The organism is Pseudoduganella sp. RAF53_2 (assembly GCF_052113985.1).
Lineage (GTDB): Bacteria > Pseudomonadota > Gammaproteobacteria > Burkholderiales > Burkholderiaceae_D > Rugamonas.
Map to the genome: position 1 here is coordinate 1 of NZ_JBFRDW010000110.1, position 11969 is coordinate 11969.

The 11969-nt window shown below is 61.9% G+C and carries 14 protein-coding genes; 2 read left to right on the top strand and 12 right to left on the bottom strand.

The window, feature by feature from the left end:
• The 5 genes from AB4Z11_RS09010 to rfbB form a co-directional block, all read right to left on the bottom strand.
• Nucleotides 1–875 (bottom strand): glycosyltransferase family 4 protein (locus AB4Z11_RS09010; RefSeq protein ID WP_442024571.1); only part of this gene is annotated, 875 nt, incomplete at its 3' end.
• A gap of 217 nt (nucleotides 876–1092) precedes the next feature.
• Nucleotides 1093–1944 carry a dTDP-4-dehydrorhamnose reductase gene (gene rfbD / locus AB4Z11_RS09015; RefSeq protein ID WP_442024573.1) on the bottom strand — a complete coding sequence of 284 codons (852 nt, stop codon included), beginning with the start codon at nucleotides 1942–1944 and terminating at the stop codon, nucleotides 1093–1095.
• Nucleotides 1941–2486, bottom strand: coding sequence for a dTDP-4-dehydrorhamnose 3,5-epimerase (gene rfbC / locus AB4Z11_RS09020; protein WP_442024575.1), 546 nt, complete (start codon nucleotides 2484–2486; stop codon nucleotides 1941–1943). Before rfbC ends, rfbD begins: the two co-directional genes overlap by 4 nt.
• Nucleotides 2483–3382 (bottom strand): glucose-1-phosphate thymidylyltransferase RfbA, encoded by a 900-nt coding sequence (rfbA, locus tag AB4Z11_RS09025; protein WP_442024577.1) that lies wholly within the window; start codon nucleotides 3380–3382, stop codon nucleotides 2483–2485. The genes rfbC and rfbA overlap by 4 nt, the downstream gene beginning before the upstream one ends.
• A complete protein-coding gene (gene rfbB / locus AB4Z11_RS09030; RefSeq protein ID WP_442024579.1) occupies nucleotides 3382–4449 on the bottom strand; it encodes a dTDP-glucose 4,6-dehydratase in 1068 nt (355 codons plus the stop codon). The genes rfbA and rfbB overlap by 1 nt, the downstream gene beginning before the upstream one ends.
• A gap of 94 nt (nucleotides 4450–4543) precedes the next feature.
• Between rfbB and AB4Z11_RS09035 the strand changes: the two genes are divergently transcribed.
• Entirely contained in the window at nucleotides 4544–5407 is an 864-nt protein-coding gene (locus AB4Z11_RS09035; protein WP_442024581.1) for a symmetrical bis(5'-nucleosyl)-tetraphosphatase, read from the top strand.
• On the opposite strand, the gene AB4Z11_RS09040 is transcribed toward AB4Z11_RS09035, so the two are convergent.
• From AB4Z11_RS09040 to AB4Z11_RS09065, 6 genes are read right to left on the bottom strand one after another with little or no spacing between them, the layout of a single operon-like run.
• A complete protein-coding gene (locus AB4Z11_RS09040; RefSeq protein WP_442024583.1) occupies nucleotides 5404–6282 on the bottom strand; it encodes a lysophospholipid acyltransferase family protein in 879 nt (292 codons plus the stop codon). The two genes, AB4Z11_RS09035 and AB4Z11_RS09040, sit on opposite strands and share 4 nt — an antisense overlap.
• Entirely contained in the window at nucleotides 6263–7564 is a 1302-nt protein-coding gene (locus tag AB4Z11_RS09045) for a dihydroorotase (RefSeq protein WP_442024585.1), read from the bottom strand. The genes AB4Z11_RS09040 and AB4Z11_RS09045 overlap by 20 nt, the downstream gene beginning before the upstream one ends.
• Before the next feature lie 5 nt (nucleotides 7565–7569).
• Nucleotides 7570–8535, bottom strand: a complete 966-nt coding sequence (locus tag AB4Z11_RS09050) for an aspartate carbamoyltransferase catalytic subunit (RefSeq protein WP_442024587.1) — start codon at nucleotides 8533–8535, stop codon at nucleotides 7570–7572.
• A 4-nt stretch (nucleotides 8536–8539) separates the two neighbouring features.
• Nucleotides 8540–9052, bottom strand: coding sequence for a bifunctional pyr operon transcriptional regulator/uracil phosphoribosyltransferase PyrR (pyrR, locus tag AB4Z11_RS09055; protein WP_442024589.1), 513 nt, complete (start codon nucleotides 9050–9052; stop codon nucleotides 8540–8542).
• Nucleotides 9039–9437 (bottom strand): Holliday junction resolvase RuvX, encoded by a 399-nt coding sequence (gene ruvX / locus AB4Z11_RS09060; RefSeq protein WP_442024591.1) that lies wholly within the window; start codon nucleotides 9435–9437, stop codon nucleotides 9039–9041. Before ruvX ends, pyrR begins: the two co-directional genes overlap by 14 nt.
• Complete coding sequence (locus tag AB4Z11_RS09065) at nucleotides 9430–10089, bottom strand: YqgE/AlgH family protein (RefSeq protein ID WP_442024593.1); 660 nt, start codon at nucleotides 10087–10089, stop codon at nucleotides 9430–9432. Before AB4Z11_RS09065 ends, ruvX begins: the two co-directional genes overlap by 8 nt.
• Nucleotides 10090–10222: 133 nt before the next feature.
• Between AB4Z11_RS09065 and AB4Z11_RS09070 the strand changes: the two genes are divergently transcribed.
• Nucleotides 10223–11668 carry a cryptochrome/photolyase family protein gene (locus tag AB4Z11_RS09070; protein WP_442024595.1) on the top strand — a complete coding sequence of 482 codons (1446 nt, stop codon included), beginning with the start codon at nucleotides 10223–10225 and terminating at the stop codon, nucleotides 11666–11668.
• On the opposite strand, the gene AB4Z11_RS09075 is transcribed toward AB4Z11_RS09070, so the two are convergent.
• Nucleotides 11655–11969, bottom strand: a 315-nt coding sequence (locus tag AB4Z11_RS09075; RefSeq protein ID WP_442024597.1) for a response regulator, incomplete at its 5' end; no start/stop codon positions are given. The genes AB4Z11_RS09070 and AB4Z11_RS09075 overlap by 14 nt on opposite strands.

Here is an 11969-nt window from a genome sequence, read left to right on the forward strand (position 1 = left end):
ACCGCCCACTGCACGATACGGCGGAAAATCAGGCTGTGCAAGTGAATACCATCCGGCATAGCAGGCGATTTCCCGCGAATAAACATGCGCCGATAAACCGAGAACAGGGTTTCAAATGCAGGATAGATTAATAGCAACGCTGCATACCAAGTAGAAACCTGTGGATTTCGCATTACGAGAAGCAATGCCAATTCGCCAAGCATAAAACCAATAAAATATGCACCGCCATCGCCGAGGAAAATAAGGCCGACCGGATAATTCCAGATCAGGAAACCAGCCGTCGCACCCGCCACCATCAGGGCCGCCACCAGAACGAACATATCGTTTACCTGCAAAGCCACATAACCCAGCGACAGCAGYATGCAAATAGTGACCACGCTGGCCAGGCCATTAAAACCGTCGATGATATTGATGGCATTGGCGATACCGGCCACCGCCAGCACCGTCAGCGGCAAGGTGAACCACAACCAGGGCAAGGCAAACGGCGCTGTCGTCACCCAGTCGATGCGGTCGATGCGGGCGTCCAGCAGGAAGTAGCCCAGCATGGCCGCGCACATGGTGAGCAGCAGGCGCCGCAACGCACTGACTTTGCCCGTGTAGTCTTCCACGATGCCGCCGGTAAAAGCGCACAGGGAACAGGCCATCAGGGACAGCATCCAGCTCGTCATGGCCGGCACGCGCCACACCGAAATGCAGGCGGACAGCGCCACGGAGAGGAAAATCGACAACCCGCCAATACGGGCTACCAGGTGGGCGTGCACTTTTTGCACACCATGGAAATCGGAATCGAGCGCGGGGCCGTGCAGCCTCGCCTCCTTGATGACCAGCAGGGTCAACAGGGCGGAAGCGATAAAGCTTACGAGGAAAGAAAACATCTGAGTGGTCGGTGGCGCTTATTGTCCGCTTTTTTTGTCGTTTCGCAGTGCAACAATGATTGTTATCAGCACGCTAACCGGCGATTGTACCGGATTAATGAAGGGAAACAGAGAAATTGATAGGAAGGGTGTTGTTGGGGTGAATGATTCTAACAAACGGGCATGACCGGGCCGGAGTTTGCTTACCAATAGATACAAACTCCGAACCCGATTTTACTTACTTCATGCAGAGGCGCAGGGCTTCCTGCCAGGTCGGCAGATGGCAGAATCGGTCCATCAGCTTTTGCGATGACAGTACTGAAAACTCCGGCCGCTTGGCCGGCAGCGGGTATTCCGCCGTGGTGATAGGCACCAGGCGGCAGTCCAGTTCCGCCTGATTCAGGATGGCCTGAGTGAAGTGGAACCAGGTCGTTTCGCCCTGGCTGCTCAAATGATAGACACCGCTGTTCTCGGCCCACCAGGACTCGCCGCGCGCCTGCGCCAGCACCACGGCGGTGGTATCGGCAATGGTGCGGCTCCAGGTCGGCGCGCCGTGCTGGTCGTTGACAATGCGCAGTTCGTCGCGCTCTTTGGCCAGGCGCAGCATGGTCAGCAGGAAGTTCTTGCCACGCATGCCGTACACCCAGCTGGTGCGGAAAATCAGGTGCGACACGCCGCTGGCGGCAATTGCCTGCTCGCCCGCCAGCTTGCTGGCGCCGTAGGCATTGGCCGGTCCGGTGGCGTCCGTCTCCACGCGCGCGCCCGGCTCGGTGCCGGGGAATACGTAATCGGTCGAATAATGGACCAGTGCCGCGCCCAGTTTTTTCGCCTCCTCCGCCATCACGCCCGGCGCTTCGGCGTTGATGCGGTAGGCCAGTCCGGCTTCGCTTTCAGCCTTGTCCACCGCGGTGTAAGCGGCCGGATTGACGATCAGCTGCGGCTTCACTTCGCGGATCACATCGCGCACCTGGTCCAGATTGGCCAGGTCCATGCGGCCGCGATCGACGGCCACGACTTCACCCAGCGCTTGCAGGCTGCGCTCCAGTTCGTAGCCGACCTGGCCGGTACTGCCTGTCAGCAGGATCTTCATGCAAACACTTCCGCATCGGCCAGCAACACGCCCTTCTGGTCCTTGCCGGACAGCAGAGGCTCGCCTTGCAGCGGCCATTCGATGCCGATCGCCGGGTCGTTCCAGAGGATGGAGCGCTCGAACTGCGGCGCGTAGTAGTCGGTGGTCTTGTACAGGAATTCGGCAAACTCGCTGGTCACCACAAAGCCGTGCGCGAAACCGGGCGGAATCCACAGCTGCCGCTTGTTTTCGGCCGACAGCTCCAGGCCGAACCACTTGCCGAAAGTCGGCGATGCTTTGCGCAAGTCCACCGCCACGTCGAACACGGAGCCCGTGGTCACGCGCACCAGCTTGCCCTGCGCCTGTTCGATCTGGTAATGCAGGCCGCGCAGCACGTTCTTTGCGGAGCGCGAATGGTTATCCTGCACGAACTGGGCGGTCACGCCCGTCATCTCGGCGAAGCGGCGGCCGTTGAAGCTCTCGTAGAAGAAGCCGCGGTCGTCGCCGAACACTTGCGGCTCGATGACCAGCAGACCCTCGATGTCGGTGGGGATGACTTTCATCGCGGGATGACCTTATCTTGAAGAATTTGCAGCAGGTACTGGCCGTAGCCGTTCTTCTTCAGCGGCTCGGCCAGGCGTGCCAGCTGGCCGGCATCGATATAACCTTTGCGGTAGGCGATCTCCTCCGGGCAGGCGACCTTCAGCCCCTGGCGGCGTTCGATGGTGGCGATGAACTGGGATGCGTCCAGCAGCGATTCGTGGGTGCCGGTATCCAGCCAGGCCATGCCGCGGCCCATCAGCTCCACCTTCAGCTGCTTCGCTTCCAGATAAGCCTTGTTGACGTCGGTGATTTCCAGTTCGCCGCGCGCGGATGGCTTGATGCTGGCCGCGATATCGCACACCTGGTTGTCATAGAAATACAGGCCGGTCACCGCGTAATTCGATTTCGGGACTTTCGGCTTTTCCTCGATGCTCATCGCGTGACGGTTGGCGTCGAACTCCACCACGCCATAGCGCTCCGGATCGGTGACGTGGTAGGCAAACACGGTAGCGCAGTCGTCGCGCTCGGCCGCGCTGCGCAGCAAGGCATCCAGGTCGTTACCGTAGAAGATGTTGTCACCCAGGATCAGCGAGGACGGGTGATTGCCGACAAATTCCTTGCCGATGATGAAGGCTTGCGCCAGACCGTCCGGCGAAGGCTGCACGGCGTAGCTCAGATTCAGGCCCCACTGGCTGCCGTCGCCCAGCAGCTCCTGGAAGCGCGGCGTGTCCTGCGGGGTCGAGATGATCAGGATATCGCGCATCCCGGCCAGCATCAGCACGGTCAGCGGATGGTAAATCATCGGCTTGTCGTAGATCGGCAGCAGCTGCTTCGACACGGCCTTGGTGATCGGGTACAGGCGGGTGCCGGAGCCGCCCGCCAGGATGATGCCTTTACGGTCGGTGACTGGATTCATTACTGCTCCCGGTTGTTGTAGTTGGCTTCAACCCAATTGGCGTAAGCGCCGGACTGCACGTCCGCCACCCACTGCGGGTTATCCAGATACCACTGTACGGTCTTGCGGATGCCGGTCTCGAAAGTCTCGGCAGGTTTCCAGCCCAGTTCACGTTCCAGCTTGCGCGCATCGATGGCGTAGCGGCGGTCGTGGCCCGGACGGTCTTTCACATACGTGATTTGCGTGCGGTAGCTGCCGCCATCGGCTTTCGGCTTCAGCTTGTCGAGCATGTCGCACAGAGTGTGCACCACATCCAGATTGGCCATCTCGTTCCAGCCGCCCACGTTGTAAGTCTCGCCCAGGCGACCATCCTGCAGCACGCGGCGGATTGCGGCGCAGTGATCGCTTACGTAGAGCCAGTCGCGGATCTGCTGGCCATCGCCGTAAATCGGCAGCGGCTTGCCCGCCTGCGCATTGGCGATCATCAGCGGAATCAGCTTTTCCGGGAAATGATACGGGCCGTAGTTGTTGGAGCAGTTGGTGGTCAGCGTCGGCAAGCCGTAGGTGTGGTGGTAGGAACGCACCAGATGGTCGGAGGCTGCCTTGGATGCGGAATACGGGCTGTTCGGCGCAAAGGCGGTGGTTTCGCTGAAAGGAGGATCTTCCGGCCCCAGCGTGCCATATACTTCATCGGTGGACACGTGCAGGAAGCGGAATGCCGCTTTCTCGGCTTCCGGCAGCTCGCTCCAGTAGGCGCGCGCCGCTTCCAGCAGGCTGAAAGTGCCGTTGATATTGGTGTTGATGAACTCACCCGGACCGAGGATGGAACGGTCCACGTGGCTCTCCGCCGCGAAGTGCACCACCGCGCGCGGCTTGTGCTGCCTGAACAGGGACAACACTTGTTCCTTGTCGCAGATATCGCCGCGCACGAAGATGTGGCGCGCGTCTCCCTGCAGGAAAGCGAGGTTTTTCAGGTTGCCTGCATAGGTCAACTTGTCGAAATTGAGGACGGCTTCATCTGACTGCTTCAACCAGTCCAGTACGAAGTTCGAGCCGATAAAACCGGCACCACCAGTTACGAATATCATTTAGTATCCTGTCCTGCTTAGTAAGTTGTAATCATGATTGTATGTGAAAGCGGCGGGGTTGCGCCAACTGAACAGCAATCGTGCTGAGGTGATAATGAATACTTATGTGATCGGTGACCTGCAGGGATGCCACGGCGAGACCGTGGCCCTGGTTGAACGCATTCTCGAACATGAGCAGGAAGCGGGCCGCGAGCCCCCTTCCCTGCTGTTTTGCGGCGATTTGATCAATCGCGGCCCGGATTCGCTTTCCACACTGCGGTATGTGCAGGCCCTGGCCCAGGGCAGCGGCGGCCGCATCGATGCGGTGCTGGGCAATCATGACTTGCATTTGCTGGCGGTGGCCAACGGCATCCGTCCGGAGTCGAGTTCCGACACGATCGAGCATATTCTCGCCGCCGCCGACCGCGAAGCCCTGCTGCACTGGCTGCGCATGCGTCCCATGGCGATCATGGCCAAGGGACATCTGCTGGTACACGGCGGCGTACTGCCGCAATGGACGGCACAGAAAACCATGGAACTGGCGGGCGAAGTGGAAAGCGCGCTGCGCCACGATGAATGGGTGGACTTCCTGCGCGATATGTACGGCAATCAGCCGGACCGCTGGGACGATGCGCTGACCGGCACCGCGCGCCTGCGCTGCATCGTCAACGCGCTGACGCGCATGCGCTTCTGCACCGCCGATGGCGTGATGGACTTCAAGATGAAAGAGTCGGCCCGCGTCGATGCTTCGACAGGCCTCATGCCCTGGTTCGAAGTACCGGGCCGCTGCACTACGGACACCACGGTGGTGTTCGGCCACTGGTCGGCCCTGGGGCTGCGCATCACACCGCAGTGGATCGCGCTGGACAGCGGCTGCGTGTGGGGCGGCCAGCTGTCCGCAGTCTGCCTGGATGACCGCTCGCTACTGCAGGTCGAATGCCCGGAGTACCGGGCAGCCAAAGGCAAAGGTAAGGCTTAAGCGCCGCGCGGCGACGGCTGCGCCGCGTCGCCGTGCTCCGCATCCCCCTCGGCGGACAGGATCACTTCACCGCCAGCCGGCGGCTCCGCCGGCGCATCGGCATCCGGGTCGAGCAGGATACCGAGCGCGATGCCGATCGCATCGTGCGCGGCTTGCGCCAGTTCGCGGCGATGAGCGCCCTCGCCCTCCATCGGTTCCAGGCAGGTCAGGCGCGCGCGCACTGGTTTGCCGCGCAGGATTTCCAGCACGCTTTCCACAAACGTCATTTCGCCGATGAAGTCGACGGATGGATGATGGCGGCCTTTGTCGTCCTGGTAGGACAAGGCAAACGGCTGCACCTGCACCTTCGCATCCACCGCGGCTTCAAACAGATTGGCGTGGAACGGCAGGATATTGCCTTGCGCCGCCGTGGTCCCTTCCGGGAAGAAGGCCACGCGCTGGCCACTGTGCAGCGCCGTCACCAGGCCTTTGAACACATGGCGCAGTTCGCGGCGGTTGCCGCGTTCGATGAACACGGTGCCGGCTTTCTCCACCAGCCAGCCCGCCAGCGGCCAGGAGCGGATTTCCGACTTGGCCACGAAGCGGCATGGATACAGGGCGTTGATGACGAAAATGTCCAGCCACGAAATGTGATTGGCCACGATCATGCCCTGCTTCAGCGGCACCGCGCTGCCATGGGTCATCTGCACGGTGACGTTACACATCGAGAGCAGCTGCCGCGACCAGCGGCGGATGTGCGCATTGCGCGAGTCGGCGCTGATCCAGGGGAAGATGAAGGCGCAGGTGGCCATCCCTTCCAGCATATGCAGCACCAGGCGCACCATGCGCAGCACCTGGACCAGATCCAGCGGCTTTTTAGCGGGCGTTGCGTTCATAAGCGACATGTCCTGCGACGATGGTTGCCTGCACCTGGCCGGCCAGTTCGTAGCCGAGCAACGGTGTGTGCTTGCCCTGGCTGGCCAGCGCGGCAGGTTCCACGACCCAGCGCGCAGCCGGATCGAAGACCACCACATCGGCGGTACTGCCAACGCCCAGCTGGCCCGCAGCCAAGCCGGCCACGCGGGCAGGCTCGGACGTCACGCGCGCGATGGCGCGCTGCAGCGGCGACTCGCCCGCATGCTGGGCAGCGTAATCGTCGGCCCACTTCACGGCCAGCGACAGCAGCAGTTCCAGGCCGGTGGCGCCCGGCGACGCTTCGCCGAACGGCAGCAGCTTTTCGTCGTCATCGACCGGCGTGTGATCGGAGCACATCGCATCGATGGTGCCATCCAGCAGGCCGGCGCGGATCGCATCGCGGTCGCGCTGGCTGCGGAACGGGGGATCGACGCGCGCGTTCGAATCGAAGAAGTTGATGTCGGCATCGGTCAGGTGCACGTGATGCACGCCCACGTCGCAAGTCAGCGGCAAACCTTCCGCCTTGGCTGCACGCACCAGGTCGATGCCGGCGGCGGACGACAGGCGGCACAGGTGCACGCGGGCGCCCGAAGCGCGCATCAGTTCGAAGATGGTGTGCAGGGCGATCGTTTCGGCCATCACCGGCACGCCGGACAGGCCCAGGCGCGAAGCGAGAGGACCGCTGTGCGCCACGCCGCCGCGGCCGATGTAGGCATCCTGAGGACGCAGCCACACGGTGTAGCCGAAAGTCTTCGCATATTGCATGGCGCGCAGCAGCACGGTGGTGTCGGTGACCGGCTCTTCGGCCTGCGAGAAGCCGATGCAGCCCGCTTCGGTCAGCTCGGCCATTTCGGTCAGCGCCTCGCCCTTCAGGCCCATGGTCAGTGCGCCCAGCGGATGCACGTTTGCCTGGTTCAGGCCTTTGGCGCGGTGCTTCAGCATTTCGACCAGGCCCGGTTCGTCGAGCACGGGATCGGTGTCCGGCGGGCAGACCAGGGAGGTCACGCCGCCCTGCACTGCCGCCTGCATTTCGGATTTCAGCGTGGCCTTGTATTCAAAGCCTGGTTCGCGCAGGCGGGCGGACAAGTCCACCAGGCCCGGCGCGACAACCTTGCCGCTGGCGTCAATGGTGCGGTCGGCGCTGAAGCCGGYCGGTGCGGCGCCCACGGCAGCGATCTTGCCGTCCACGATGAAGAGGTCTTGCTGTGCGTCGATCTTGTTGGCCGGATCGATCAGTCGGCCGTTCTTGATATGGATGTTCATGCTTCTTATGCCTGAGTGCCTGCGACGATGCTCATCACCGCCATGCGAACGGCGATACCGAAGGTGACCTGGGACAGGATCACCGCTTGCGGGCCATCGGCCACGGCGGAGTCGATTTCCACGCCGCGGTTCATCGGGCCAGGGTGCATCACGATGGCGTCCGGCTTGGCCAGCGCCAGGCGTTCCGGCGTCAGGCCGTAAGCCTTGAAGTATTCGCCGGAGGACGGCAGCAGCGCGCCGTTCATGCGCTCGTTCTGCAGGCGCAGCATGATAATCACGTCCACGCCTTTCAGGCCTTCATCCATATTGGTGAAAGTGCGTACGCCCAGCTGCTCCAGGCCGCCCGGCAGCAGGGTTTGCGGTCCGATGGCGCGGATTTCAGGCACGCCCAGCGTGGTCAGTGCGTGGATGTCGGAACGGGCCACGCGGCTGTGCAGGATGTCGCCCACGATCGCCACGGTCAGGTTGCTGAAGGCCTTCTTGTAGTGGCGGATGGTGTACATGTCCAGCAGGCCCTGCGTCGGGTGCGCGTGGCGGCCATCGCCCGCGTTCACCACGTGCACGTGGTTCTGCTTGGTGTCCTGCAGGTGCTTGGCGATCAGGTAAGGCGCGCCCGATTGCGAGTGGCGCACCACGAACATATCCGCATGCATGGCGGCCAGGTTGTCGATGGTGTCCAGCAGCGATTCGCCCTTGCTGGCCGAGGAAGCCTGGATGTTCAGGTTGATCACGTCCGCCGACAGGCGTTTGGAAGCGATTTCGAAGGTGGTGCGGGTGCGGGTCGAGTTCTCGAAGAACAGATTGAACACGCTCTTGCCGCGCATCAGGGGGACTTTCTTCACTTCGCGGTCGGACACGGACACGAAGGAGGATGCGGTATCCAGAATCTGGTTGATGATGGCCTTGGGTAGGCCTTCGGTCGTCAGCAAATGCTGGAGTTCACCGTGTTTGTTCAGTTGCGGATTGAGCATGGTGTCATTCGATAGTCAGGGTAAATCGTCGGTCCTCGCCGGCCTGCTTCAGGCGCAGCGCAGTACCGGGCGCGCAGCGGGTGTGCGCGGCCACAAAATCGGCGGCAACCGGCAGCTGCCGTTCGCCGCGGTCTACCAGTGCGGCCAGCATGATGCGCGCCGGACGGCCATAGTCGAACAGTTCGTTGATGGCGGCCCGCGTGGTGCGGCCGGTGTAGAGCACATCGTCCACCAGCAGGATGGTGGCGCCGGCCACTTCGAACTTGATGTCGGTCGGCTTCACGTCAGTCGGCAGGCCCTTGTTCGCGTAGTCGTCGCGGTAGAAGGACACATCCAGCACGCCGCAGCGCGCTTCCAGGCCGAGGTCTTTTGCCAGGCGCTCGGCGATCCAGGCGCCGCCGGAGTGAATGCCGACAATCGCCGGCTCGTGCGCGTTCGCCAGCCCCGCCTTCACCTGTTCGAGCAGGCTGGCGTAGAGGGCTTCCGCGTCCAGTTGGTTGGGGTCAGTGTGGGACATATTCGTCAAAGTATTGTTGCAGGATGATGGCGGCGGCGCGGTCGTCGATCACTTCGCCACGTTTCGCGGAAATCATCGCGGAGGAGTAGCGTTCATCGACCAGCACTACCGGAATATTGAAGCGGCCGTTCAGCTGATTGGCGAAGCGGCGGCAGCGCGCTGTCATTTCGTGTTCCGCCCCGTCGGGGTGGTAGGGAATGCCGACGATGAAGCGGGCCGGTCCCCATTTGTCGATCAGGGCTTTGATGTCCGCGAAGCGCGCATCATTGCCCACCGATTGAATGACGGCCAGGGGGGAAGCCTGGCCGATCATTGTATTGCCCATTGCGACGCCGATGCGTTTGATGCCGAAGTCGAAGCCAAAAACAGTTTCAGGACTATGCATGGCCCGCTTCAGAGGTGAGCATCATCGGATCGATGCCCAGCAATTTCATGGCTGCCGAATAGCGTTCTTCAATCGGCAGGTCAAACAGGATGCGCGGGTCGGCCGCCACGGTCAGCCAGCCATTGCGGCTGATTTCATCTTCCAGCTGGCCCGGGCTCCAGCCCGAATAGCCAATCGACACCAGCATGCGCTCGGGGCCACGGCCCTTGGCGACAGCTTCCAGCACGTCGATCGAAGTGGTGAAGGCCACGTCATTGGTCACCGTCAGTGAGGATGAATACCGCGCGCCAGGCGTGTGCAGCACGAAACCACGGTCGTCCTGCACCGGGCCGCCGAACATGATAGGCTCGGCTTCCATGTGGCGGTCGGCGGCTGAACTCACTTCGAGGTCGATGCGGTCGAACAGCACTTCCATGGTCATATCGGTGGGTTTATTGATAACGACACCCAGCACGCCGTTTTCATTGTGCTCGCAAACATACACTACCGTGCCGCCGAAAATCGGGTCTTCCATGGACGGCATGGCAATCAGGAAATGATTTGCCAGGTTGAGCGTAGGGGCGGTGATCGGCACCAGTAGCTCCTTCAGTTCGCTAGTTTCCGGTAACAGACCAGGCACAGGCAGGCTCTTGCTGACTTTGCTCTTTTTCATAAGTTGCTCTCTATGCAGGGCTGTTTTGCATTCTTTACTGTAATATCCGCGTCGCAACTCAGGGATATATCGACAGTTTACTATGAATTGACGATCCAGCCATTCAAAGCAGGTCCTAAATTGACTCCCGCCCATGAAATCCGCTCTTGTATGGTTCCGCCGCGACCTGCGGCTTTTTGACCACGCCGCCCTGCATCAGGCCCTGCTGGCCGCCGACCGCGTGTATTGCTGCTTCGTTTTCGATACCGCGATTCTCGATCCGCTGCCGCGCGATGACCGCCGCGTAACGTTTATCTACGATTGCCTGAAAGAATTGTCTGCCGAGCTGCACGACGCCGGTGGCCATTTGATCGTGCACCACGGCGACGCTACGGCTGAGCTACCGGCACTGGCTGCTGAGCTCGGCGTGGACGCCGTGTTCGCGAATCAGGATTACGAACCCGCTGCCATCGCGCGCGACAGCGCCGTCGCCGGCGCCCTGGCCACCGATGGCCGCCAGCTGCGCACTTTCAAGGACCAGGTGGTCTTCGAACGCGATGAAGTGCTGTCGCAGTCCGGCAAACCGTTCTCGGTGTTCACGCCGTACAAGAACGCCTGGCTGAAGAAGCTGGACGCCGATCCGTCCGTGCTCGCGCCTTGGGGCGTGGCGGCTGGCTCGTCCGCGCCTGCCACCGCGCCAGGCGAATCGGCCGCCGCACCGCGCGGCAAGTTCGCGTCCCATCGCGGCACCATGCCCACCCTGGCCTCGCTGGGATTCGAGCGCAACGAAATGTTCATCCCGTCCGGCATGTCCGGCGGCGCGCAGCTGTTTGAAGACTTCATCAAGCGCGTGGCCGACTACGGCACGGCGCGCGATTTCCCGGCCGTGAATGGCTGCTCGTGGCTGTCCGTACACCTGCGCTTCGGCACCGTCTCAATCCGCCACCTGGTGCGCACGGTACGCGAGCTGTTGATGCGCGGCCAGGCTGGCGAAGGCGGCGCGGTATGGCTGTCGGAGCTGATCTGGCGCGAGTTCTACATGATGATCCTCTACCACCACCCGCACGTTGCGCAGAGCGCGTTTAAACCTGCCTATGACGCCATCGAATGGGAAACGGGGCCGGATGCCGACGAAGCCTTCGCCGCATGGTGCGAGGGCCGCACCGGCTATCCGCTGGTGGATGCCGCCATGGTGCAGATTAATACCACCGGCTATATGCACAACCGCTTGCGCATGGTCACCGCCAGCTTCCTGGTGAAAGACCTGGGCATCGACTGGCGGCGTGGGGAGGCATATTTCGCCGGGAAGCTGAACGACTTCGAGCTGTCGTCCAATAACGGCGGCTGGCAGTGGGCGGCGTCAAGCGGTTGCGATGCGCAGCCCTACTTCCGCATCTTCAACCCGATTACGCAATCGGAGAAATTCGACCGCGAGGGTGAATTCATCAAGCACTACCTGCCTCAGCTGAGGGACTTGTCGCCCAAAGAGATCCACGCGCCGTGGAATATTCGTGGACTCGACTACCCGCAGCCGATCGTGCAGCACGACGCAGCGCGCAAGCTCACGCTCGCGCGCTACGAAGTGGTCAAGAACCGGTAGGCAGCAGGCCGGCAATGGCGCCGAGCAGGATGGTATCCTGGAACGGCTTGCCGAAGTAGGCATTCACGCCCAGCTGCATGGCGTAGTTGCGGTGCTTGTCCGCAGTACGCGAAGTGATCATGATGATCGGGATGTTCTTGCTGCGGTCGTCGCCACGCACATTGCGCGTGAGATCGAAACCGTCCATGCGCGGCATCTCGATATCGACCAGCATCAGGTCCGGGTGGTGGTCCTGCATCTGCTCCAGCGCATCCACACCGTCTTTCGCCAGCATGACGCGATAGCCTTCGCGCTCCAGCAG

Bases quoted from the DNA above. Each gene is read 5' to 3' on its own strand.
- ruvX (WP_442024591.1), bottom strand. From the start codon at position 9,437: ATGCATAGTCCTGAAACTGTTTTTGGCTTCGACTTCGGCATCAAACGC.
- rfbC (WP_442024575.1), bottom strand. From the start codon at position 2,486: ATGAAAGTCATCCCCACCGACATCGAGGGTCTGCTGGTCATCGAGCCG.
- AB4Z11_RS09040 (WP_442024583.1), bottom strand. From the start codon at position 6,282: ATGAACGCAACGCCCGCTAAAAAGCCGCTGGATCTGGTCCAGGTGCTG.
- rfbA (WP_442024577.1), bottom strand. From the start codon at position 3,382: ATGAATCCAGTCACCGACCGTAAAGGCATCATCCTGGCGGGCGGCTCC.
- AB4Z11_RS09035 (WP_442024581.1), top strand. From the start codon at position 4,544: ATGAATACTTATGTGATCGGTGACCTGCAGGGATGCCACGGCGAGACC.
- rfbD (WP_442024573.1), bottom strand. From the start codon at position 1,944: ATGAAGATCCTGCTGACAGGCAGTACCGGCCAGGTCGGCTACGAACTG.
- AB4Z11_RS09050 (WP_442024587.1), bottom strand. From the start codon at position 8,535: ATGCTCAATCCGCAACTGAACAAACACGGTGAACTCCAGCATTTGCTG.
- pyrR (WP_442024589.1), bottom strand. From the start codon at position 9,052: ATGTCCCACACTGACCCCAACCAACTGGACGCGGAAGCCCTCTACGCC.
- AB4Z11_RS09070 (WP_442024595.1), top strand. From the start codon at position 10,223: ATGAAATCCGCTCTTGTATGGTTCCGCCGCGACCTGCGGCTTTTTGAC.
- rfbB (WP_442024579.1), bottom strand. From the start codon at position 4,449: ATGATATTCGTAACTGGTGGTGCCGGTTTTATCGGCTCGAACTTCGTA.
- AB4Z11_RS09065 (WP_442024593.1), bottom strand. From the start codon at position 10,089: ATGAAAAAGAGCAAAGTCAGCAAGAGCCTGCCTGTGCCTGGTCTGTTA.